Source organism: Citrobacter sp. Cpo045, from assembly GCF_030332875.1.
GTDB classification, from domain to species: Bacteria; Pseudomonadota; Gammaproteobacteria; order Enterobacterales; family Enterobacteriaceae; genus Citrobacter; species Citrobacter portucalensis.
In genome coordinates, this window is sequence record NZ_JAOWGZ010000105.1 from 115,821 (window position 1) to 137,670 (window position 21,850).

Annotated in this window: 21 protein-coding genes; 17 read left to right on the plus strand and 4 right to left on the minus strand. The window is 53.5% G+C overall.

The window, feature by feature from the left end:
• Window positions 1-346: 346 nt before the first annotated feature.
• The 8 genes from OGY13_RS21580 (at window position 347) to agp (ending at window position 7,225) form a co-directional block, all read left to right on the plus strand.
• Window positions 347-751 carry a VOC family protein gene (locus tag OGY13_RS21580; protein WP_082196951.1) on the plus strand — a complete coding sequence of 135 codons (405 nt, stop codon included), beginning with the start codon at window positions 347-349 and terminating at the stop codon, window positions 749-751.
• A gap of 70 nt (window positions 752-821) precedes the next feature.
• Window positions 822-1,184, plus strand: a complete 363-nt coding sequence (locus OGY13_RS21585; protein WP_137377311.1) for a copper resistance protein — start codon at window positions 822-824, stop codon at window positions 1,182-1,184.
• 48 nt (window positions 1,185-1,232) lie between these two features.
• Window positions 1,233-3,113, plus strand: coding sequence for a cytochrome c biogenesis protein CcdA (locus OGY13_RS21590; RefSeq protein WP_213753070.1), 1,881 nt, complete (start codon window positions 1,233-1,235; stop codon window positions 3,111-3,113).
• Window positions 3,110-3,733: a DsbA family protein gene (locus OGY13_RS21595; RefSeq protein WP_008784317.1), complete on the plus strand. Its 624-nt coding sequence runs from the start codon at window positions 3,110-3,112 to the stop codon at window positions 3,731-3,733. The genes OGY13_RS21590 and OGY13_RS21595 overlap by 4 nt, the downstream gene beginning before the upstream one ends.
• Window positions 3,723-4,229: a protein disulfide oxidoreductase gene (locus tag OGY13_RS21600; RefSeq protein WP_213753071.1), complete on the plus strand. Its 507-nt coding sequence runs from the start codon at window positions 3,723-3,725 to the stop codon at window positions 4,227-4,229. Before OGY13_RS21595 ends, OGY13_RS21600 begins: the two co-directional genes overlap by 11 nt.
• A gap of 134 nt (window positions 4,230-4,363) precedes the next feature.
• Window positions 4,364-5,119 (plus strand): sulfite exporter TauE/SafE family protein, encoded by a 756-nt coding sequence (locus OGY13_RS21605; RefSeq protein ID WP_048214487.1) that lies wholly within the window; start codon window positions 4,364-4,366, stop codon window positions 5,117-5,119.
• 69 nt (window positions 5,120-5,188) lie between these two features.
• Window positions 5,189-5,896, plus strand: a complete 708-nt coding sequence (locus OGY13_RS21610) for an ArsR/SmtB family transcription factor (RefSeq protein ID WP_100272666.1) — start codon at window positions 5,189-5,191, stop codon at window positions 5,894-5,896.
• An 87-nt stretch (window positions 5,897-5,983) separates the two neighbouring features.
• Window positions 5,984-7,225 carry a bifunctional glucose-1-phosphatase/inositol phosphatase gene (gene agp / locus OGY13_RS21615; protein ID WP_213753072.1) on the plus strand — a complete coding sequence of 414 codons (1,242 nt, stop codon included), beginning with the start codon at window positions 5,984-5,986 and terminating at the stop codon, window positions 7,223-7,225.
• A 37-nt stretch (window positions 7,226-7,262) separates the two neighbouring features.
• On the opposite strand, the gene OGY13_RS21620 is transcribed toward agp, so the two are convergent.
• Window positions 7,263-7,490: a YccJ family protein gene (locus OGY13_RS21620; protein ID WP_213753073.1), complete on the minus strand. Its 228-nt coding sequence runs from the start codon at window positions 7,488-7,490 to the stop codon at window positions 7,263-7,265.
• 20 nt (window positions 7,491-7,510) lie between these two features.
• On the minus strand, window positions 7,511-8,107 hold the full coding sequence (wrbA, locus tag OGY13_RS21625; protein WP_003832057.1) for an NAD(P)H:quinone oxidoreductase: 597 nt from the start codon (window positions 8,105-8,107) through the stop codon (window positions 7,511-7,513).
• Window positions 8,108-8,493: 386 nt separating this feature from the next.
• On the opposite strand from wrbA, the gene OGY13_RS21630 reads away from it, so the two are divergent.
• The 3 genes from OGY13_RS21630 to rutR all read left to right on the plus strand — a co-directional run bounded on the left by OGY13_RS21630 (window position 8,494) and on the right by rutR (window position 10,440).
• On the plus strand, window positions 8,494-8,667 hold the full coding sequence (locus tag OGY13_RS21630) for a con-10 family general stress protein (protein ID WP_003036022.1): 174 nt from the start codon (window positions 8,494-8,496) through the stop codon (window positions 8,665-8,667).
• 161 nt (window positions 8,668-8,828) lie between these two features.
• Window positions 8,829-9,743: a DMT family transporter gene (locus tag OGY13_RS21635; protein WP_286637864.1), complete on the plus strand. Its 915-nt coding sequence runs from the start codon at window positions 8,829-8,831 to the stop codon at window positions 9,741-9,743.
• A gap of 58 nt (window positions 9,744-9,801) precedes the next feature.
• A complete protein-coding gene (gene rutR, locus OGY13_RS21640; RefSeq protein WP_213753074.1) occupies window positions 9,802-10,440 on the plus strand; it encodes an HTH-type transcriptional regulator RutR in 639 nt (212 codons plus the stop codon).
• Here the strand turns inward: rutR and OGY13_RS21645 are convergent.
• Complete coding sequence (locus OGY13_RS21645; RefSeq protein ID WP_032936250.1) at window positions 10,437-10,832, minus strand: lysozyme inhibitor LprI family protein; 396 nt, start codon at window positions 10,830-10,832, stop codon at window positions 10,437-10,439. The genes rutR and OGY13_RS21645 overlap by 4 nt on opposite strands.
• 59 nt (window positions 10,833-10,891) lie before the next feature.
• Window positions 10,892-14,854: a trifunctional transcriptional regulator/proline dehydrogenase/L-glutamate gamma-semialdehyde dehydrogenase gene (gene putA / locus OGY13_RS21650; RefSeq protein ID WP_213753075.1), complete on the minus strand. Its 3,963-nt coding sequence runs from the start codon at window positions 14,852-14,854 to the stop codon at window positions 10,892-10,894.
• Window positions 14,855-15,276: 422 nt separating this feature from the next.
• Here putA and putP point away from each other — a divergent pair, with 422 nt between their 5' ends.
• The 6 genes from putP (at window position 15,277) to phoH (ending at window position 21,618) form a co-directional block, all read left to right on the plus strand.
• A complete protein-coding gene (putP, locus tag OGY13_RS21655; RefSeq protein WP_032942939.1) occupies window positions 15,277-16,785 on the plus strand; it encodes a sodium/proline symporter PutP in 1,509 nt (502 codons plus the stop codon).
• A 213-nt stretch (window positions 16,786-16,998) separates the two neighbouring features.
• Window positions 16,999-17,832: an iron uptake transporter permease EfeU gene (gene efeU / locus OGY13_RS21660; protein ID WP_213753076.1), complete on the plus strand. Its 834-nt coding sequence runs from the start codon at window positions 16,999-17,001 to the stop codon at window positions 17,830-17,832.
• A 58-nt stretch (window positions 17,833-17,890) separates the two neighbouring features.
• Window positions 17,891-19,018 (plus strand): iron uptake system protein EfeO, encoded by a 1,128-nt coding sequence (gene efeO / locus OGY13_RS21665; protein ID WP_003832073.1) that lies wholly within the window; start codon window positions 17,891-17,893, stop codon window positions 19,016-19,018.
• A gap of 5 nt (window positions 19,019-19,023) precedes the next feature.
• Complete coding sequence (gene efeB, locus OGY13_RS21670; protein WP_008784328.1) at window positions 19,024-20,307, plus strand: iron uptake transporter deferrochelatase/peroxidase subunit; 1,284 nt, start codon at window positions 19,024-19,026, stop codon at window positions 20,305-20,307.
• A 247-nt stretch (window positions 20,308-20,554) separates the two neighbouring features.
• A complete protein-coding gene (locus OGY13_RS21675) occupies window positions 20,555-20,851 on the plus strand; it encodes a hypothetical protein (protein ID WP_172111178.1) in 297 nt (98 codons plus the stop codon).
• A complete protein-coding gene (gene phoH, locus OGY13_RS21680; protein ID WP_003832078.1) occupies window positions 20,830-21,618 on the plus strand; it encodes a phosphate starvation-inducible protein PhoH in 789 nt (262 codons plus the stop codon). Before OGY13_RS21675 ends, phoH begins: the two co-directional genes overlap by 22 nt.
• The last annotated feature ends 232 nt before the right edge of the window (window positions 21,619-21,850 follow it).

Genomic DNA, 21,850 nt, shown 5'->3' on the forward strand with positions numbered 1-21,850 from the left:
ACGTTATTCATTGCGTCTGAATATAATAAGGAAATTCTCTGGAAATGCGCTGACCCTTACTTTCATTTACGCATCAGTACGTGGTGGGCATTATCTGTGTGCTGTCATGGAAATATCTTTCGGCATTCTTCGTAAATAGTGAATGATAACTTGGGTGATATTTTCAGGGGTGTTTTTAGCAATGTTATAGTGTAATAAATAAAGGCGGGAATATGATTAATTATCATTTCGTTTTTAAAGCGTGAATTGCAGGTTGTTGCGTTAAGTTCTGCAAATAACTCCGTAGATTTTCTTTTTCTTGTCGCGCGTGAATGAATAGGGTAAGTGTCAGAGATGAGCAACCCAAATGGATATCGCTATGATCGACCACCTGGATCACCTGGTACTAACCACCAATCATGAAGAGGCTTGCGTACGTTTCTATGTCGAGCTTTTAGGCATGAGGCTGGAAACCTTCGCGCAAGGTCGGAAAGCCTTCGTCTTTGGCAATCAGAAAATCAATCTCCACATTCGGGGAAAAGAGTTTGAACCCAAAGCCTACGCGCCAACGCCGGGGGCGCTGGATTTATGTTTAATCACCACGCGTACGCTGGAAGAGGTGATGGAGACGTTTCAAACCCACGGGGTCGAGATTATTGAAGGGCCCGTTGCACGTACCGGTGCGACAGGACCTATTCGCTCGGTGTATGTCAGGGATCCCGATCTCAATCTGATTGAAATCGCGGTATATCCAGCAGATGGCAGGACATAACTTTACAGCGTAAAGGTTGCCAAAACCTGGCGAGTGGTTAAGATAACTCGCATCAATGAGTGAGGGTATAATGGCGAAACGTCAACGGATGGGATGGTGGTTCCTCTGTCTGGCATGTGTTGTGGTGATGGTTTGCACCGCACAACGCATGGCGGGCCTGCACGCGTTGCAGATGGATACCGCCGTTACAAGCGTTGTCGCCAGCGCACAAGTGCAGACCGATGAGGCCTCACCCGTTACCCCTTGTGAACTGAGTGCGAAATCATTACTGGCTGCGCCACCCGTATTGTTTGAAGGTGCTATTCTGGTGCTGTGCCTGCTGCTGTCGTTGCTGACGCCAGTGCGGGCGTTTCGTCTACCTTTTTTCCCACCGCGAGCCATCTCGCCGCCCACTCTCCGGGTGCATCTCCGATTTTGCGTCTTCCGTGAATGACAGAACAGCCGTTGCTGACTGTTAGATAATTATTCACGGAGAAAAACTATGATGACTGTTTTCAGACAGGCGCTGCTCTGTCTGTTATTGCTATGGCTGCCCGTATCCTGGGCGGCTGAACCCGGCTGGCTGCGTTCACCCGATAACGATCACGCCAGCGTGCGGTTACGCGCTGATACGTCCGCAGGCGGAGAAACCCGTCTGTTGCTGGATGTCAAACTGGAGGACGGCTGGAAAACCTACTGGCGTTCTCCGGGCGAGGGAGGCGTTGCACCTGCTATCGCCTGGAAAGGGGAAATGCCCGCAGTCGACTGGTTCTGGCCAACCCCTGCTCGTTTTGAGGTCGCCAATATCACTACTCAGGGGTATCACGATAAGGTGACGTTCCCGATGGTGGTGCGCGGTAGAGCGCCCGCCACGCTCAGCGGCGTTTTGACGCTATCCACCTGTAGCAACGTTTGCCTGTTGACGGATTTTCCTTTTTCCGTGAAGCCCACAGCCCAGGACCCGACTTTTGCACATGACTATGCTCAGGCGATGGGACAGATCCCACTTGCCAGCGGCCTGACCGATGTTCTGAGCGCTGGCGCACGGGCGGGAGAGTTAGTCGTCGAGGCTCGCCGTGCGGGAGGCTGGACTGAACCAGGGCTGTATCTGGATGCTGTTGATGATGCGGATTTTGGCATGCCGCAAATTCATGTTGAGGGGGATACGTTACGCGCTACGGTACCTGTACATGACGGTTGGGGAGAAGGCGCGCCGGATCTGCGTGGTAAGTCAGTCACGCTGGTGCTGGCAGATAACGGTGTTGCCCAGGAGAGTCGTCTTGCGATTGGCGAAGCCCCGGTTGTTGAGAACGCCTCACTCCCACTGTGGCAAGTGGTGCTCATGGCACTGCTGGGTGGTTTGATCCTCAATCTGATGCCTTGTGTGTTACCGGTTCTGGGCATGAAGCTGGGCTCTATTTTGCTGGTCGAGGAAAAAAGTCGTCGCCAGATCCGTCGTCAGTTCCTCGCATCGGTAGCCGGAATACTGGTCTCGTTTATGGCACTGGCGCTATTGATGACGGTGCTGCGTTTAACCAATCAAGCCCTTGGCTGGGGGATCCAGTTTCAGAATCCGTGGTTCATTGGCGTCATGGTGCTAGTGATGCTGACGTTCAGCGCCAGCCTGTTCGGGTGGTTTGAATTCCGACTCCCTTCTGCAATGACCACCACGCTGGCGACTCACGGCGGCAACGGACTGTCGGGACATTTCTGGCAAGGTGCATTTGCGACACTGCTTGCCACGCCGTGCAGTGCCCCGTTTCTGGGAACGGCGGTGGCGGTAGCATTGACCGCTTCGCTGCCGACGTTATGGGGATTGTTTATCGCACTTGGGCTGGGGATGAGCTTACCGTGGCTGCTGGTGGCCCTGCGTCCCGGTCTGGCGCTGCGTTTGCCGCGGCCAGGGCGGTGGATGAATATTTTGCGGCGTCTGCTTGGCGTGATGATGCTGGGTTCGGCTATCTGGCTTGCAACGTTGCTGCTCCCACACTTAGGGTTTAGCGGACAAAGTAGCGCTAAAGAAAGCGTGAACTGGCAACCGCTAAGCGAGCAGGCGATTGAGGATGCGCTGGCGCAACATAAGCGCGTGTTCATTGACGTCACAGCCGACTGGTGCATCACCTGTAAGGTAAACAAATACAACGTGTTGCATAAAGAAGACGTACAGGCCGCATTGCAACAGCCGGATGTGGTGGCGCTGCGCGGCGACTGGACACTCCCTTCTGAAGCTATTACCGAATTTCTAAAAAAACGCGGCCAGGTTGCTGTGCCGTATAACCAAATTTATGGCCCCGGTCTGCCGGATGGCCAGGCGTTACCCACGTTGTTAACCCGCGATGCGGTACTGCAAACGTTGAATGATGCCAAAGGAGTAACCCCATGAAAATGATGATTGTTCTGTTGTTAACCCTGTTTTCTGCCGTCAGTATCGCGAAAGAGCCTGCGCCGTTTACCCCGGAACAGGAAAAGCAAATTGAAGCATTAATTCAGGAAGCCTTGTTTAACGATCCCAACAGCCCGCGGATTGGCGCGAAGCAGGCGAAACTGACCCTGATAAACTTCACCGATTACAACTGCCCATACTGCAAGCAGTTGGATCCAATGCTGGAAAAAATTGTGCAGAAATACCCTGACGTGGCGGTAGTGATTAAACCGCTGCCGTTTAAAGGTGAAAGTTCGGAACTGGCGGCGCGGACCGTGCTGACCACATGGCATGAGCATCCGCAACAGTCCCTGGCATTACATGAAAAATTGATGCAGAAGAAGGGCTACCATACCGACGTCAGTATCAAACAGGCGCAGGAAAAAGCGGGGGCCAGTCCGGTGACGCTGGACGCCCAAAGTGCTGAAACGCTGAGCACTAACCTGCAACTGGCGCGACTGGTGGGGGTGCAGGGAACCCCGGCAACGATTATTGGTGATGAACTTATTCCCGGCGCGGTGCCGTGGGAAACCCTTGAGGAAGTGGTAAAAGAAAAACTGGCGGCGGCCAATGCTCAGTAAACTGCGCCGCTGGTTGCGCGAAGGGCTGATCTTACTGGCACTGTTGGCGGGGGCAATGCTCTTGATGGATGCCTGGCGCGCGCCGCATCTCCCTGCCTCCTTTGACAGCACGCCTTTACAAACACTGGATGGTGAAACCGTCACGCTGGCGGCGCTCAGCAAAGACGAGCCGGTGTTGCTTTATTTCTGGGCGAGCTGGTGCGGCGTATGCCGCTTCACGACGCCGGAAGTCGCCAGGCTGCGTTCGGAAGGGGAAAATGTGATGACCATTGCGTTACGTTCCGGAAATGAAGCTGAGGTATCTCGCTGGCTGTCGCGTAAAGGCGTGGACTTTCCGGTCATCAATGATGCGAACGGGGCCATTTCCCGCAGTTGGGAAATCAGCGTCACGCCAACGCTGGTGGTGATGTCACAAGGTCGGGTAGTATCAACCACCAGCGGCTGGACCAGCTACTGGGGCATGAAACTTCGGTTGTGGTGGGCGAAAACGTTCTGATAAATGTGCCGGGGAAACCCGGCATTTTTTATGGCGTCGCCCTCCCCAGGAAGGCATATTTCGTTGCCTGACGAAGCAAACACGGTGATTAACGTCCAGAATCAGTCATCTTCTCTTTTCCAGGAAAGTGCAACATGACGAGTTCTTTAGCGTTTGGACCCGCTCTGGTGGTGATGATTGCCGCCACATTTGTCCTCGCCGGGATGGTGAAAGGCGTTACGGGTATGGGATTACCCACCGTGGCTATGGGGATCCTCGGATCGCTTATTTCGCCGGTTGCCGCGGCGGCCATGCTGTTATTGCCTTCGCTGATAAGCAATTTGTTCCAGTTTGGCGGCGGTGGAAATACACGCCAATTACTCAAACGACTGTGGCCAATGCTGCTGACAGTAGTGGTGGCGACACTGCTTGCCAGCGCCTGGATTACCGGTGGTGACACCACCCGAACTCAGTTTGCACTCGGCGTAGCGCTGGTGGCCTACGCTATCTGGACGCTGGCGGGAAAGAAAATCGCGGTGGCCCCGCAGCGTGAAAAACCGTACTCCCTCGTTATTGGATTTGTGACCGGCTTATTGACCGGCGGAACCGGGGTGTTTGTGATGCCCGCCGTGCCCTGGATCCAGTCCCTCGGCTTTGAGAAAGATGAACTGGTGCAGGCGCTCGGGATCTCTTTTACCTTTTCGACCCTGGCATTGGCGCTGGGTCTGTGGTGGCACAACGCGCTGCCCATACAATCGTTAAGTTTGTCGGCTTTGGCCATTGTTCCTGCGCTGATTGGCCAATGGATAGGTACCCGTGTGCGAAGGGTTATTTCTCCGCTCGTGTTTAAACGCTGTTTTCTGTTTTGTCTGGTCGGGTTGGGGACAGAGATGATGCTGCGTGCTGTGTGACCGGTGCGGTGACTTTGCGCGACTTTCATGGCATCGTTAATTCAGAGATTCAGGGCCAATGAGGTCGTTATGGCATCCGTGATGTTACATGAAGAAGAGGGCGATCTGGAGTCGAAAATGGCACTCACTGCGGCAGTGATGGCCGATAAATCGCGCTCACGTATGTTGTGCGCCCTAATGGATGGCTGCGCCTGGACTGCAACTGAGCTCAGCGCGGTGGCGGATATATCCGCGTCGACCGCCAGCGCGCATCTGGCGCGTCTGTGCGAACAACGTTTTGTTGTCGCGTTGGCGCAGGGCAGACATCGTTATTTTCGCCTTGCAGGTTCCGATATCGCTGAACTGCTGGAACGCCTGATGGGCGTTGCGTGGGCGACATCAACGCCCCGCAGAATCACTACACCGCCAGGTTTGCGGCATGCCCGCACCTGCTACGACCATCTCGCCGGAGAGGTCGCGGTGAGGTTGTTCGATACGCTGGTTTCCCGTCAGTGGTTAACGCCGGATGGTGAAACGCTGACCCCATTTGGCCAGGAAAAGCTGGCACAGATGGGGATTGTCCTGGCGGCTGGCTCATCCCGGCGGAAGTTAACCTGTGGTTGTCTGGACTGGAGCGAACGACGTTATCATCCTGGTGGTGTGCTTGGCGCAACGCTGCTGCGCTGGTTCAGTGAACAGCGATGGATAAAAACCGAACAGGGCAGCCGCCATGTCATCTTCACACCTCTTGGCATTCGTAAACTCGAAACCGAGTTTGGTGTTAAAACGACACGCTAGATGGTCTGTTTTGCGAAAGCGTTCCCGGAAATATGTCATATTTCTGTCACACTCTGTTGTGATTGATAACAACAAGAGGTCGTAGGGATGAATAAATCGTTAATCGCCACAGTCGTGGCAGGGGCTGTCTTATTGTCAACCGCCGCGCAGGCGCAGACCGCGCCGGAAGGCTATCAGCTTCAGCAAGTATTGATGATGAGTCGGCATAACTTACGCGCACCTTTAGCCAATAATGGCAGCGTTCTTGAGCAGTCCACCCCCAAACAATGGCCAGAATGGGATGTCCCCGGCGGACAACTCACTACTAAAGGCGGTGTGCTGGAAATCTATATGGGCCACTACATGCGAGAGTGGCTGGCAGAGCAGGGGATGGTGAAATCGGGCGAATGCCCGGCACAGAACACGGTCTATACCTATGCTAACAGCCTGCAGCGTACGGTCGCCACGGCGCAGTTCTTTGTCACCGGTGCTTTCCCTGGTTGCGATGTTCCGGTCCATCATCAGGAAAAAATGGGCACCATGGATCCCACCTTTAACCCGGTGATCACCGATGATTCCGCCGCCTTCAGCCAGCAGGCCGTTCAGGCCATGGAGAAAGAGCGCAGCAAAATGCAGCTCAACGATAGCTATCAGTTGCTTGAGCAAATGACCGACTACAAAGACTCTCCGTCCTGCAAAGAAAAACAGCAGTGTTCCCTGACCGATGCCAAAGATACGTTTAGCGCGAAGTACCAGCAGGAGCCAGGCGTTTCGGGGCCGCTGAAGGTGGGAAATTCGCTGGTTGATGCCTTCACGCTGCAATATTACGAAGGCTTCCCGATGGACAAGGTTGCCTGGGGCGAGATTAAATCGGATCAGCAGTGGAAGGTTCTGTCGAAGCTGAAAAACGGCTATCAGGATAGCCTGTTCACCTCCCCGGAAGTGGCGCAGAACGTCGCCAAACCGCTGGTGAAATATATTGATAATGCGCTGGTTACTGAACGTGCGAAAGCACCGAAAATAACCGTGCTGGTGGGGCATGATTCAAATATCGCTTCGCTGCTCACCGCGCTGGATTTTAAACCGTACCAGCTTCACGATCAGAACGAGCGTACGCCGATTGGCGGGAAGATTGTCTTCCAGCGCTGGCATGACAGCAATGCAAATCGTGATCTGATGAAAATCGAGTATGTGTATCAGAGCTCGCAGCAGTTGCGTAATGCAGACGTTCTGACGCTGAAATCTCCGGCGCAGCGCGTAACGCTGGAGCTGAAAGGATGTCCGATAGATGCGGATGGTTTTTGCCCGATAGATAAGTTCGATAGCGTGCTGAATGAGGCGGCTAAGTAAAAGAAAACTCCCCCGTGTTCGCGGGGGAGTCAGCGCGCTAGACGTTTTTGCGTTCGATAGTCTGTTCACCCCAAAAGAGCGAATCTTTGTCTGTTTTTTCAAAGGCTTTGGTGAGTACCTCATCGCTACCTTCTTCCCAAATTTTTTCCGCCAGTTTCTCGTCATAATGTGCGACTTCAAAAATGGCTTCGGCTATTTCCGGCGATGTATTGCGCAGACTTGCCCATTCGCCGACGCGATGGGCTTTCGCTTCTTGAGTTGGCATTTGAATCCTCCTGTTGAAGATTAGCCGTTGAGTTTTACTGCCAGACCTGCGACATATTCACCCTGATAGCGGGCGATAGATAACTCTTCCTGACTTGGCTGGCGGGAGCCGTCGCCTCCGGCAATGGTGGTTGCACCGTAAGGGGTACCGCCGCGAACTTGAGAGACATCAAACAGCTCTTGCGCCGCGTAACCGATAGGTACAATCACCATCCCATGGTGGGCAAGCGTAGTCCAGGTTGATGTAATGGTTTGTTCCTGACCGCCGCCGGTTCCCGTTGAGCTGAATACGCTGGCGAGTTTGCCGTACAGGCCGCCAGAGGCCCACAGCCCGCCAGTCTGGTCGAGGAAGGTACGCATCTGACCGGACATATTGCCAAAGCGCGTGGGGGTACCAAAAATAATGGCGTCGTAATCAGCCAGTTCTTGCGGGGTTGCGACTGGTGCGTTTTGTGTTTTGCCGCCAGCCTTAAGGAAAATCTCGGGCTGCATGGTCTCTGGTACACGCTTAATAATCACTTCCGCGCCATCTACCTTATTTGCGCCTTCTGCGACTGCGTGGGCCATAGTTTCAATGTGTCCGTACATGGAATAATAAAGCACCAGAACTTTTGCCATTTTACACTACTCCTCGAGTTAACCGTGTCCGTAGCGATTCGCTACCTACCTTTAAAGATATGACGTACTGTCAGGAGTGCAAATTTCACAATCACTTCTTTGATTTATAACAATTTTTATAACAACCTTCTTTGTAGCAAAATGATACATATTTAACCGGGTAGAATTCGGTAGTCATAAGAAAGACTTATTGATTTCTTATGGTGATTATTTCTTTGTCACTCCTGATCCTGTTGCAGGATATTACAGTTAGCGTCTGCCCTGGTCACACTTCACTATGCTTATTCCCACGCAGTTATTTTCAGGGCCTCGCCCGTAACGCTGCGTGAGGTATCACTCCTCAGTACCTATGCAATATGATGTCTAATCAATGACGGAGGTCAGTAATGGCAAACCATCGGGGCGGTTCCGGCAACTTTGCGGAAGACCGCGAAAGAGCATCAGAAGCAGGTCGAAAAGGTGGCCAGCACAGCGGGGGCAACTTCAAGAATGACCCGCAACGCGCTTCAGAGGCAGGCAAAAAAGGGGGCAAAAATAGTCACGGCAACAACAAATCGTAATTGTCGGGCTATCTGTCAGATATGTCGTGACGGCTGAGAGTCAGAGACAGACGTTACGTAGCCACCGCCGCCGGGTCTTTCCGGCGGTTTTTTTTGTCTGCAAGGTTGAACTGTAACAAAACGCAACGCAGACTAATGACATTCAGTTAATCGGGTGTCTCATGTCATTACTTTCTCGTTATTCCTTCTCTGTTAAACCTCAGGAAGCGATCCTCATTGTGATCACCATGTTCTGGGGTGGCACGTTTTTGGCGGTGCAATATGCCGTTACCCTGAGCGGCCCTTTTTTCTTTGTCGGTGTGCGTTTTGCCACTGCCGCGCTGGCGGTCGCACTTTTGTCGTTACACACACTGCATAAGCTGACGTGGCTGGAAGTTAAAGCAGGGGTTGCAATCGGTATCGCAATTGCGCTGGGCTATAGTCTGCAAACCTGGGGGTTACAGTTTATTCCCAGCAGTAAATCGGCGTTTATTACCGCGATGTACGTACCGTTGGTGCCGCTTTTACAATGGTTGTGTCTGGGACGCATACCAGGTCTGATGGCGTGCGTCGGCATTGTGCTGGCCTTTATCGGATTGATTTTTCTTGCCGGACCGGGAGGCAATTTACTGGCTTTAGGCGAAGGCGAGTGGATTACGCTCGCCGGTGCGGTGGCGATTGCGGCAGAAATTATCCTGATTAGCGCGTGGGCAGGAAAAGTGGATGTTCGTCGGGTAACGGTAGTGCAACTGGCAACCGCTTCGATAGTGGCGTTTATGGCGATGGGACCGGCCGGAGAGACCGTACCACCAATGTCTACCGGATTGCTGGTGGTGGCGCTGGGGCTGGGGATTTTTAGCGCGATTATTCAGGTCACCATGAACTGGGCGCAGCGCAGCGTTTCGCCGACGCGCGCGACGGTTATTTATACCGGTGAACCGGTGTGGGCGGGGATCTTTGGCCGTCTGGCGGGTGAACGCTTACCGCTACTTGCATTGCTTGGTGCGGCATTCATTATTGTTGGCGTACTGGTCAGCGAGCTGAAGTTCAAAAAGAAAAAAGCGCTTGGACAAGAGGCGCCGCCGGAATCGCTTTAATTTAACCATTCACCGTGTGATTTGGTATGCTGACGCCCTCACAAGAAGGAGAGGGCGCATGGTCCAACGCGCAGAGAAAAAAACAGGTAAGCGCTCGCAGGCCGTCAGTGCAAAACGCCAGGCCATCTTAACCGCGGCATTAAATATCTTCTCCCAATATGGGATCCACGGCACGCGCCTGGAGCAGGTGGCAGAGCAGGCGGGCGTGTCAAAAACCAATCTACTTTATTACTACCCGTCAAAAGAGGTGCTTTATATCGCCGTTTTACGGCAGATCCTCGACATCTGGCTGGCTCCATTGAAAGCTTTTCGCGAAGACTTTGCGCCGCTGGCGGCCATTAAAGAATACATTCGCCTTAAGCTGGAAGTGTCGCGCGATTACCCTCAGGCCTCACGGCTGTTTTGTATGGAGATGCTGGCCGGAGCGCCTTTATTGATGGCAGAACTGGAAGGGGATCTCAAAACGCTAATTGATGAGAAATCCGCGCTGATTGCCGGTTGGATCAAAAGCGGAAAACTGGCTCCGGTCGATCCGCATCATCTGATTTTTATGATTTGGGCTTCAACTCAGCACTACGCCGATTTTGCCCCACAGGTAGAGGCGGTGACGGGCGCAACGCTGCGTGATGAAGCCTTTTTTAACCAAACGGTGGAGAGCGTACAGCGGATGATTATTGAAGGGATCCGCGTGCGTTAACTGGCCGGCGGTAACGGGCAGCTTAAATCGCCTTCTTCACACTGCAAAAGTGAGGCGAGAAACGCTTCGCGCTCGTTGGTCTTATCCGTCAGGCACTGGCTGGAAATCATCGCCTGAACGCTACCGCCTTCAGTGCCAGAACTGATTAACGCACAGTCCGCATCGCGCAAAGTTATCCAGGATATTTGCGCTTTTTTCAGTAAATCGCGCTGGGTTGGGGCGGCGCGCTTCAGCGCATTCTGATAAGTTTCATTAAGTTTGGCGTCGGCCGCTTTATACTGCTCTGCCGCACAGGTGTTCATCTCAATCTGCGTGTTCGCGTTGGCGCAGTCATCCGCCAGCGCCTGGCCGCTCAGCAGCAGCGCTGCACATGTCAGTACGATTCGTTTCATGCTTCCCTCTGGCTTCATAAAAAAAGGCCCCGTTACCGGAGCCTTAATTAACCACAACCTTAGCCGATTGTCATCAGGCTGGCGTTCCCCCCAGCTGCGGCGGTATTGACGCTCAGGGAGCGCTCAATATACAACCTTTCCAGCAGGATATTGCTTTCGCCGCGGGCAAAGCCCTGGACCGACACAATCGCCCCTTCGCGGGCCGCCACCGCTTCACACAGTGCGCGAAGCTGATCGGAATCACCGTGGAATATAACCGCATCAAACGGCTGCGTAGCGATGTTGTCCGCTTTGGCAAACTGGATGCGCCCGGAAACTACTGCTGGCAGACGTTTTGCCAGGTCGCGATGGAATGTATCATCCGGCCACAGAATTAAGCTACCAACGGAAGTTACAGCGGCAACCTGTACCAGCGCATCCTGTTCATCATCGGCGATACACAGCACGCGTTCGCGCGGCAACAGCGTCCAGGTATTGCGCTCGCCGGTGGGTCCTGGCAGCAGGCGTTGCGTTCCGGCCTGCGCCAGTTCACCAAACTGTTGGCAGAGCGCACGCAGTGCTGGGCGATCGGTTGCCCATTCGCTAAGCGCTTCCAGCGGCTGAACGAGCGCCGTTTTAAGCTGTGCATCGACCGGGTATTCGGCATCCTGACGGGCAAGCGTAATGCCTAACGCATTTTCCGGACGGTTTGCCAGCAGGCGGTACAGATACAGCGGTCCACCCGCTTTTGGCCCGGTTCCTGACAAGCCTTCGCCACCGAATGGCTGCACTCCGACGACGGCGCCGACCATATTGCGGTTAACGTACAGGTTACCCACATGTGCCGAACCCGTGACCTGGGCGATGGTTTCATCGATACGGGTGTGCACGCCCAGCGTCAGGCCGTAGCCGGAGGCATTAATTTGCTCAATCAGACTGCCCAGATTGTTGCGGGTGTAACGCACAACGTGCAGTACCGGACCGAACACCTCTTTTTGCAATTCGTCGAAGCTTTCCAGCTCGATAAGCGTCGGCGCGATAAAGGTACCGGTTTGCCATTCACGCGCATCGTCGCTGTTTTCGCGCGCGGCCTGGAACACCGGACGCCCTTTGGCGCGCATGGCCTGAATATGGCGCTCAATATTGGCTTTGGCTTCTTCATCGATTACCGGTCCAATATCGGTGGTCAGGCGACCCGGATTACCCATGCGGCATTCCGCCATTGCGCCACGCAGCATTTTCAGCGTATGGTCGGCGACATCGTCCTGCAGACACAGGACGCGAAGCGCGGAGCAGCGCTGTCCGGCGCTGTCAAAGGCAGAAGCCAGAACGTCGACCACGACCTGTTCCGTTAACGCAGAAGAGTCGACGATCATGGCGTTCATCCCGCCGGTTTCGGCGATAAGCGGGATTGGACGCCCCTGAGCATCCAGGCGGGTCGCGATATTACGTTGCAACAGCGTGGCGACTTCCGTTGAGCCGGTAAACATGACGCCGCGTACGCGCTCATCGGAAGTGAGCTGTGCCCCGACCGTTTCGCCCTGGCCGGGCAACAGTTGCACCACGCCTGGCGGCACGCCTGCTTCGAGTAAAATGGCAATACCCTGGGCGGCAATCAGCGGAGTTTGTTCCGCGGGTTTTGCCAACACGCTGTTGCCCGCCGCCAGCGCAGCGGCAATCTGCCCGGTGAAAATGGCCAGCGGGAAGTTCCAGGGGCTGATACAGACCACCGGCCCTAACGGACGATGGGTTTCATTATCGAAGTCATCGCGGACCTGACCGGCATAATAGTGCAGAAAGTCTACCGCTTCGCGCACTTCCGCAATGGCGTTGCTGAAAGTTTTTCCCGCTTCGCGCACCAGAATGCCAATTAACTGCTGCATCTGGCCTTCCATCAGAACGGCGGCGCGATGCAAAATAGCGGCGCGCTCTTGTGGCGGTGTGGCGAACCAGATCGGCGCGTTATTTACCGCGTTCTGCAATGCCTGTTCCACTTCGCTGTGAGTCGCTTCACGCACATAACCGACAATGTCTTTCGGTTCGGCCGGGTTGACGACTGGGGTCATTTCACCGTCAGCAACCGGATGTTCGAGCATCGGTTTAGCGTGCCATTTTTGCAGCGCGCTGTTGAGCAGGGCGGAGGACAGTGAGGCCAGACGATGTTCGTTCGCTAAATCCAGCCCGCCTGAGTTTTCGCGGCCTTTACCGTACAGGTCACGCGGCAGGGTAATCTTCGGATGTGGCAGACCAGCCTGGCCTTCCTGCTGCGCCAGTTTTTCAACGGCTTCGACCGGATCGGCTACCAGTTCATCCAGCGGCAGGGTAGTGTCTGCAATGCGGTTGACGAACGAGGTGTTGGCGCCGTTTTCCAGCAGACGACGCACCAGGTATGCCAGCAGCGTTTCATGAGTGCCGACTGGCGCATAAATACGGCATGGACGGTTCAGTTTGCCATCGGCAACTTTACCTGTGACCTGCTCATACAGCGGTTCGCCCATACCGTGCAGGCACTGGAACTCGTACTGACCCGGATAGTAGTTTTGACCGGCCAACTGATAAATCGCCGCCAGCGTATGGGCGTTGTGGGTGGCGAACTGCGGGTAGATCAGATTCGGTACCGCAAGCAGTTTTTTCGCACAGGCCAGATAGGAAACGTCGGTGTAGACCTTACGGGTATAGACCGGATAACCTTCCAGACCGTCCATTTGCGCACGTTTGATTTCGCTATCCCAGTAGGCGCCCTTAACCAGACGGATCATCAGGCGACGGCGGCTGCGCGTGGCGAGATCAATCAGGTAGTCGATAACATACGGGCAGCGCTTCTGGTAGGCTTGAATAACAAAGCCGATACCGTTCCAGCCCGCCAGTTCAGGTTCAAAGCACAGTTTTTCCAGCAGATCGAGGGAGATCTCCAGTCGGTCGGCCTCTTCAGCATCGATATTGATACCGATGTCGTACTGGCGGGCCAGCAGAGTAAGCGACTTCAGACGCGGATAGAGTTCATCCATCACGCGGTCATACTGCGCGCGGCTATAACGCGGATGCAGCGCCGACAGCTTGATAGAAATGCCCGGCCCTTCATAGATGCCGCGACCATTTGAGGCTTTACCAATGGCGTGGATTGCCTGTTGGTACGAAACCATATAAGCCTGGGCATCGGCGGCAGTCAGAGCCGCTTCGCCCAGCATGTCGTAAGAGTAGCGGAAACCTTTTTCTTCCAGTTTACGGGCGTTAGCCAGCGCTTCGGCGATAGTCTCTCCGGTGACGAACTGCTCGCCCATCAGGCGCATTGCCATGTCGACGCCTTTACGCACCAGTGGTTCACCGCTTTTACCGATAATACGGTTGAGTGAGCGTGAGAGGCTGGCTTCATTATGCGTAGAAACCAGACGACCGGTAAACAACAGCCCCCAGGTCGCCGCGTTGACGAACAGGGACGGGCTACGTCCAATGTGCGACTGCCAGTTGCCGTTGCTGATTTTGTCGCGGATTAACGCATCGCGGGTTGCCTTATCAGGAATACGCAGCAGGGCTTCGGCCAGGCACATCAGCGCGACCCCTTCCTGTGAAGAAAGTGAGAATTCCTGCAATAAACCTTGTACCATCCCGGCGCGGCCGCTGGCGGTCTTTTGGTTACGCAGTTTGTCGGCCAGATCGTACGCCAGCTTGTGCGCTTGCTCTGCGATGGGTTGCGGCAGACGAGCCTGTTCCATCAGCATCGGCACAGCATCGGTTTCGGCTCGGCGGTACGCGGCGGTGATTGCTGCGCGGGAAACTGACTGCGGCAGGATCTGTTCGGCAAATTCCAGGAAAGGCTGATGCGCTTCATTCTGCGGCGTGGTTGACTCCTCACCCTCATTCGCGGCACCCGCCAGCAGGGCCGGCAGTTCAGGAAGCGCGTCGTCATTTTCCAGTCTTTCGAGATAATTAAAGATGGCTTGCTTGATCAGCCAATGTGGCGTGCGATCGATTCGTGATGCTGCTGTTTTAATACGCTCGCGAGTGGCGTCATCCAGTTTAACCCCCATCGTGGTGGTTCCCATGCCGTTTACTCCTGTTGTACTGAAATACGGGTCTGATAGTTACCGAGAAATATCTACTATGTTGCAACTTTGTGCAACCGTGTTAAATGTGACTTGGTTTGCAAGCTTGGAAATGAATGAGATGTTAATAAATATGAGTCTTATGATGTGGGCTGTATAAATTACAGAATCTTTTTCTCTGCGGTAGTTAACACTTTTAAAAGGTGCAACCGAAAAAAATGTGAGAGAGTGCAACCTACAGAAAAATGCTATCTACTCTGGATCAAATTTGATGTAAATGGTGTGTTAAATCGATTGTGAATAACCATCGCTTCCGGCAGGATACGGTCGCCCTGGTCAACATAGATATCTTTGCCACGTTCCGGCAGGGTAATAAAACGGCAAGCCACGGCATTGCTGATACATAATTTTGGAGAGTTTTGATGGCTATTAGCACACCGATGTTAGTGACATTCTGTGTCTATATTTTCGGCATGATATTGATAGGGTTTATTGCATGGCGTTCAACCAAAAACTTTGACGATTACATTCTCGGTGGACGCAGTCTGGGTCCATTCGTGACCGCGTTATCCGCCGGGGCATCTGACATGAGCGGCTGGTTGCTGATGGGTCTGCCTGGCGCGATTTTCCTGTCGGGGATTTCAGAAAGCTGGATCGCCATCGGCCTTATTTTGGGCGCCTGGATCAACTGGAAGCTGGTGGCCGGACGTTTACGCGTACACACCGAATACAATAACAATGCGCTGACGTTACCGGATTACTTTACCGGTCGCTTTGAAGATAAAAGCCGAATTCTGCGTATTATCTCCGCGCTGGTTATTCTGCTGTTTTTCACCATCTATTGTGCTTCCGGTATTGTGGCAGGGGCTCGTCTGTTTGAAAGCACCTTTGGCATGAGCTACGAAACAGCACTGTGGGCGGGCGCGGCCGCGACGATCATTTATACCTTTATTGGTGGTTTCCTGGCGGTTAGCTGGACCGATACCGTCCAGGCCAGCCTGATGATCTTTGCTTTGATCCTGACCCCGGTGATGGTAGTCATTGGCGTGGGTGGATTCGACGATTCGCTGGAAGTGATTAAACAAAAGAGCATTGAGAACGTGGACATGTTCAAAGGGCTGAATTTTGTTGCCATCATTTCCCTGATGGGCTGGGGTCTGGGCTACTTTGGTCAGCCGCATATTCTGGCGCGCTTTATGGCTGCAGATTCCCACCATAGCATCGTTCATGCTCGCCGCATTAGCATGGCCTGGATGATTCTGTGTCTGGCAGGTGCTGTGGCCGTGGGCTTCTTTGGTATTGCTTACTTTAACAACAACCCACAGCTTGCCGGTGCCGTTAACCAGAACGCCGAGCGTGTGTTTATTGAACTGGCGCAAATCCTGTTCAACCCGTGGATTGCCGGTATCCTGCTGTCTGCTATCCTCGCTGCGGTTATGTCGACCCTGAGCTGCCAGCTGCTGGTGTGCTCCAGCGCAATCACCGAAGATTTGTACAAAGCGTTCCTGCGTAAAAATGCCAGCCAGAAAGAGTTGGTGTGGATTGGCCGCATCATGGTGTTGGTCGTGGCGCTGGTGTCTATCGCGCTGGCGGCGAACCCGGAGAACCGTGTACTTGGTCTGGTAAGCTACGCCTGGGCGGGCTTCGGCGCTGCGTTTGGTCCGGTAGTCCTGTTCTCCGTAATGTGGTCGCGTATGACCCGCAACGGCGCGCTGGCAGGGATGATCATTGGTGCGGTGACGGTAATCGTCTGGAAACAGTTTGCCTGGCTGGGTCTGTATGAAATCATCCCGGGCTTTGTTTTCGGCAGCATCGGTATTGTGGTCTTCAGCCTGTTGGGTAAAGCGCCTTCAACTGCTATGCAGCAACGTTTTGCCGAGGCTGATGCGCATTATCACTCAGCTCCGCCATCGCGTTTACAGGCAGAATAATCTGCCTCTGTCTTCAAGCCCGCCGCGTGCGGGCTTTTTTATTGCTTCCGTTGTAAACCTGCTATAACCATTACCCGCCTGGCTTTTTACATTCAGTCATCATTCTCAAAACATTCTGCTTGAGTTTTTCTTTTCTGTAATGATAATCACTATCACTGTAATTTACTTTTCTTTTCATCAATTGACCGAGAATAACGTTTAAGGGTTCTTCGCATGTTTGTTCCATTTCTAATTATGTTGCGCGAAGGGTTAGAGGCCGCGCTGATTGTCAGCCTGATTGCCAGCTACCTGAAACGGACTCAGCGTGGTCGATGGATTGGTGTGATGTGGATTGGTGTTCTGCTGGCGGCGGCGTTATGCCTGTCGTTAGGGATTTTCATCAACGAAACCACCGGTGAATTTCCGCAAAAAGAACAGGAGCTGTTTGAAGGCATCGTGGCGGTCATTGCCGTGGTGATCCTTACCTGGATGGTGTTCTGGATGCGTAAAGTTTCGCGCAACGTCAAAGTCCAGCTTGAACAGGCTGTCGATAACGCGTTGCAACGCGGCAACCATCACGGCTGGGCGCTGGTGATGATGGTCTTTTTTGCTGTTGCCCGTGAAGGGCTGGAGTCGGTGTTCTTTCTACTGGCAGCATTCCAGCAGGATGTAGGTATCTGGCCGCCGTTAGGCGCGATGCTCGGGCTGGCTACCGCGGTGGTTCTGGGTTACCTGATTTACCTCGGCGGTATTCGCCTCAACCTCGGGGCATTCTTTAAATGGACCAGCCTGTTCATTTTGCTGGTGGCTGCCGGTCTTGCCGCTGGGGCAATCCGCGCTTTCCACGAAGCCGGGTTGTGGAATCATTTTCAGGATGTGGCGTTTGACCTGAGCAGTGTGCTGTCGACGCATTCGCTGTTTGGCACATTGATGGAAGGCATTTTCGGCTATCAGGAAGCGCCAAGCGTTAGTGAAGTCGCTGTCTGGTTTATCTACCTGATTCCGGCGTTGATTATGTTTGCGTTACCGCCGCGTTCAGGCACTACGGCATCGCGTACCGCACCTTGATAAAAACGCGATGCAGAATACTTTTTAGTTACAACATACTTATTTATAGGGATAGGTTATGACGTTTAATTTTCGCCGTAGTGCGCTGCAGCTAGGTATAGCCGCGCTGTTTGCCTCCGCTTTTAATGCACAAGCTGCCGATATTCCGCAGGTGAAAGTCACGGTTAACGACAAACAATGTGAACCGATGACTATCACGGTTAATGCCGGGAAAACGCAGTTCATCATCCAGAACCATAGCCAGAAAGCGCTGGAGTGGGAGATCCTCAAAGGCGTTATGGTGGTTGAAGAGCGCGAAAACATTGCACCAGGCTTTAGCCAGAAAATGACCGCTAACCTCCAGCCTGGCGAATATGATATGACCTGCGGTCTGTTGACTAACCCGAAAGGCAAACTGATCGTAAAAGGTAGCGCAACGGCGGATGCCGCACAAAGCGATGCTCTGCTGAGTCTGAGCGGCGCGATTACCGAATACAAAGCCTATGTGACAGCTGAAACCGCGCAGTTGGTTGCGGGCACTAAAGCCTTTACCGATGCGATTAAGGCAGGTGATCTGGAAAAAGCGAAATCGCTGTATGCGCCAACCCGTCAGCATTATGAGCGTATTGAACCGATTGCTGAACTGTTCTCCGATCTCGACGGCAGCATCGATGCGCGTGAAGATGATTATGAGCAAAAAGCCGCCGATCCTAAATTCACCGGCTTCCACCGCCTGGAGAAAGCGCTGTTTGGCGACAATACCACCAAAGGTATGGATAAGTACGCCGACCAATTAAACAGCGATGTTCTTGACCTGCAAACACGTATTAGCGAGCTGGCTTTCCCACCGTCTAAAGTTGTTGGCGGGGCAGCAGGACTGATTGAAGAAGTTGCTGCCAGCAAAATCAGTGGGGAAGAAGATCGCTATAGTCATACCGATCTGTGGGATTTCCAGGCCAACGTCGATGGCGCGCAGAAAATTGTCGATCTCCTGCGTCCTCAGTTGCAAAAATCCAATGCTGAGCTGCTTGCGAAGGTGGATGCGAACTTCAAAAAGGTCGATACCATTCTGAGCAAGTACCGTACCAAAGACGGCTTTGAAACCTATGACAAACTGACTGATGCCGATCGTAATGCACTGAAAGGGCCAATCACGACGCTGGCGGAAGATTTGTCGCAATTACGCGGTGTTCTGGGTCTGGATTAAGCACTATGCAGCAAGATAATGAAAACGGCGTGAGCGAACCGTCACGCCGACGTTTACTGAAAGGGATGGGCGCCCTGGGTGGGGCGCTGGCGCTGGCGGGTGGGTGTCCGGTTGCCCACGCGCAAAAACCACAAAGCGCGCCGGGCACGTTGTCTCCGGATGCACGTAGTGAAGCGCAGCCGTTTTATGGTCAGCATCAGGCGGGGATCCTGACGCCGCAGCAAGCATCAATGATGCTGGTGGCATTCGATGTTCTCGCCAGCGACAAGGCCGATCTTGAGCGTTTATTCCGGTTGCTGACCAGCCGGTTTGCGTTTCTGACCACCGGTGGACCGGCGCCGGATACGCCGAATCCGCGTCTCCCCCCTATGGATTCCGGTATCCTCGGCGCATACATTGCGCCAGACAACCTGACGATGACGTTGTCAGTCGGCTCCTCGCTGTTTGATGAACGCTATGGCCTGAAATCCCAGATGCCGAAAAAGCTGCAAAAAATGACCCGCTTCCCGAATGATTCACTGGATGCGGCGCTATGTCATGGCGATGTGTTGCTGCAGATTTGTGCCAACACCCAGGACACCGTCATCCACGCGTTGCGCGATATCATTAAACATACGCCCGATCTCCTTAGCGTGCGCTGGAAACGTGAAGGTTTTATTTCCGACCACGCCGCACGTAGTAAAGGCAAAGAGACCCCGGTCAATTTGCTTGGCTTTAAAGACGGCACCGCGAATCCGGACGCTACGGATGCGAAGTTGATGCAAGACGTGGTGTGGGTTACGGACGGGCAGGGCGAGCCTGCCTGGGCACAAGGCGGAAGCTATCAGGCCGTCAGGCTCATTCAGTTTCGCGTTGAGTTCTGGGATCGTACGCCGCTGAAAGAGCAGCAAACGATTTTTGGTCGCGATAAACACACCGGCGCACCGCTGGGTATGCAGCATGAGCATGATGTGCCTGACTATGCCAGCGATCCTGAAGGCGAGGTGATTGCGCTCGACAGCCATATCCGTCTCGCAAATCCGCGTACGAAAGAGACCGACTCCAGCCTGATGATGCGTCGTGGCTACAGTTATTCGCTCGGTGTGACTAATTCCGGTCAACTGGATATGGGGCTGTTGTTTGTCTGCTATCAACACGATCTGGAAAAAGGTTTTTTGACAGTGCAGAAACGTCTGAACGGTGAAGCGCTGGAAGAATATGTCAAACCGATTGGTGGGGGATATTTCTTTGCTTTGCCGGGTGTTAAAACTGCAGATAATTATCTGGGACAGTCTCTGCTTGAAGCCTGATGATTATGCCCCGCAGTACAGCGGGGTTTTTCCTGACATCTTGATGAAGGAACAAACTATTTTTTATGATCGGTATGCGACTGAAATAATTCTGTCATCTTTCTGCAAGAGACTGTCTCTGGTGATAAGATAGAATTTAAGTTAACAGCAAGTAAAAATATTGTTGCATTAGCGAAAGGTTATGATGTACTTATAAGTAATAGCGGTAGTTCCCGGCGGTGATTGTCATTCACTATGGAGATCGCGAATGGAAAAGTCCTGTATTGGACACGTTTTTCACAGTAACAGCAGTACCTTACGCGGACGTTTCTCTTCCGGTAGCCTCCTCGTCACCGCTAAATCTCTCTCTCATTCACTTCTTATCTTCGCAACTGACGCCCTGTACGGTGCGCGTAGCTGTGCGTGGCGTCTTATCCGAAAGCAAGCAATGGCTTACAAGGAAGCCAACCCTCAGATGTTCGTGCGCATAATCGTGCCGCCAACGGCGCGTGTGATGTATACCTACAACTCAAGGTGCTATCCATGGGAAGACAAAAAGCAGTGATCAAAGCTCGTCGTGAAGCAAAACGTGTGCTGAGGCGGGATTCGCGTAGCCATAAGCAACGTGAAGATGAATCGGTCACCTCGCTTGTGCAGATGGGCGGCGTAGAAGCGATTGGTATGGCGCGTGACAGTCGCGACGCCTCGCCAATCACGGCGCGGAATGAAGCTCAGGCGCACTACCTGAATGCTATCGAGAGTAAACAGCTGATCTTCGCCACCGGTGAAGCCGGGTGTGGTAAAACCTGGATCAGCGCGGCAAAAGCAGCAGAGGCCCTGATCCATAAAGATGTGGACAGGATCATTGTAACCCGTCCAGTTCTGCAAGCTGATGAAGACCTCGGCTTCTTACCTGGAGATGTTTCCGAGAAGTTTGCTCCCTATTTTCGCCCCGTGTATGACGTGCTTGTCAAACGGCTGGGAGCCTCCTTCATGCAATATTGCCTGCGACCTGAGATTGGTAAGGTGGAAATCGCGCCGTTCGCCTATATGCGTGGACGTACATTTGAAAATGCAGTGGTCATTCTTGACGAGGCTCAGAACGTCACTGCTGCGCAAATGAAGATGTTTTTGACCCGCCTCGGGGAGAATGTGACGGTGATTGTTAATGGGGATGTGACCCAGTGCGATCTACCAGCTCACGTTCGCTCAGGGCTTAGCGATGCGCTGGCCCGTTTCGAAGAAGATGAGATGGTTGGAATTGTTCGTTTCAACAAAGACGATTGCGTCCGCTCTGCGCTCTGTCAGCGGACGCTCAACGCTTACAACTGATAAGTACTCTGTCTTCAAGGCCCGGGAAACCGGGCTTTGTTGTTTGACGCCAGTACATGACCGGTCGGGGCTTCTCATCCCCCCGCAGATGTGCAACATGCGAAAAAAAAGCCCGTACTTGTGTACGAGCTTTTCTCAAAATATGGCGGTGAGGGGGGATTGACTCGCTTTGCTCGCCCTTCGGGCAGCCCACTCACTCCGTTCGCGGTCTGTCCAGCTGGCTGCGCCAGCA

What these genes read in the sequence shown, in the direction of transcription:
- OGY13_RS21580 (WP_082196951.1), top strand. Translation starts at nt 347, where the DNA reads ATGGATATCGCTATGATCGACCACCTGGATCACCTGGTACTAACCACC.
- OGY13_RS21585 (WP_137377311.1), top strand. Translation starts at nt 822, where the DNA reads ATGGCGAAACGTCAACGGATGGGATGGTGGTTCCTCTGTCTGGCATGT.
- OGY13_RS21590 (WP_213753070.1), top strand. Translation starts at nt 1,233, where the DNA reads ATGATGACTGTTTTCAGACAGGCGCTGCTCTGTCTGTTATTGCTATGG.
- OGY13_RS21595 (WP_008784317.1), top strand. Translation starts at nt 3,110, where the DNA reads ATGAAAATGATGATTGTTCTGTTGTTAACCCTGTTTTCTGCCGTCAGT.
- OGY13_RS21600 (WP_213753071.1), top strand. Translation starts at nt 3,723, where the DNA reads ATGCTCAGTAAACTGCGCCGCTGGTTGCGCGAAGGGCTGATCTTACTG.
- OGY13_RS21605 (WP_048214487.1), top strand. Translation starts at nt 4,364, where the DNA reads ATGACGAGTTCTTTAGCGTTTGGACCCGCTCTGGTGGTGATGATTGCC.
- OGY13_RS21610 (WP_100272666.1), top strand. Translation starts at nt 5,189, where the DNA reads ATGGCATCCGTGATGTTACATGAAGAAGAGGGCGATCTGGAGTCGAAA.
- agp (WP_213753072.1), top strand. Translation starts at nt 5,984, where the DNA reads ATGAATAAATCGTTAATCGCCACAGTCGTGGCAGGGGCTGTCTTATTG.
- OGY13_RS21620 (WP_213753073.1), bottom strand. Translation starts at nt 7,490, where the DNA reads ATGCCAACTCAAGAAGCGAAAGCCCATCGCGTCGGCGAATGGGCAAGT.
- wrbA (WP_003832057.1), bottom strand. Translation starts at nt 8,107, where the DNA reads ATGGCAAAAGTTCTGGTGCTTTATTATTCCATGTACGGACACATTGAA.
- OGY13_RS21630 (WP_003036022.1), top strand. Translation starts at nt 8,494, where the DNA reads ATGGCAAACCATCGGGGCGGTTCCGGCAACTTTGCGGAAGACCGCGAA.
- OGY13_RS21635 (WP_286637864.1), top strand. Translation starts at nt 8,829, where the DNA reads ATGTCATTACTTTCTCGTTATTCCTTCTCTGTTAAACCTCAGGAAGCG.
- rutR (WP_213753074.1), top strand. Translation starts at nt 9,802, where the DNA reads ATGGTCCAACGCGCAGAGAAAAAAACAGGTAAGCGCTCGCAGGCCGTC.
- OGY13_RS21645 (WP_032936250.1), bottom strand. Translation starts at nt 10,832, where the DNA reads ATGAAACGAATCGTACTGACATGTGCAGCGCTGCTGCTGAGCGGCCAG.
- putA (WP_213753075.1), bottom strand. Translation starts at nt 14,854, where the DNA reads ATGGGAACCACCACGATGGGGGTTAAACTGGATGACGCCACTCGCGAG.
- putP (WP_032942939.1), top strand. Translation starts at nt 15,277, where the DNA reads ATGGCTATTAGCACACCGATGTTAGTGACATTCTGTGTCTATATTTTC.
- efeU (WP_213753076.1), top strand. Translation starts at nt 16,999, where the DNA reads ATGTTTGTTCCATTTCTAATTATGTTGCGCGAAGGGTTAGAGGCCGCG.
- efeO (WP_003832073.1), top strand. Translation starts at nt 17,891, where the DNA reads ATGACGTTTAATTTTCGCCGTAGTGCGCTGCAGCTAGGTATAGCCGCG.
- efeB (WP_008784328.1), top strand. Translation starts at nt 19,024, where the DNA reads ATGCAGCAAGATAATGAAAACGGCGTGAGCGAACCGTCACGCCGACGT.
- OGY13_RS21675 (WP_172111178.1), top strand. Translation starts at nt 20,555, where the DNA reads ATGGAAAAGTCCTGTATTGGACACGTTTTTCACAGTAACAGCAGTACC.
- phoH (WP_003832078.1), top strand. Translation starts at nt 20,830, where the DNA reads ATGGGAAGACAAAAAGCAGTGATCAAAGCTCGTCGTGAAGCAAAACGT.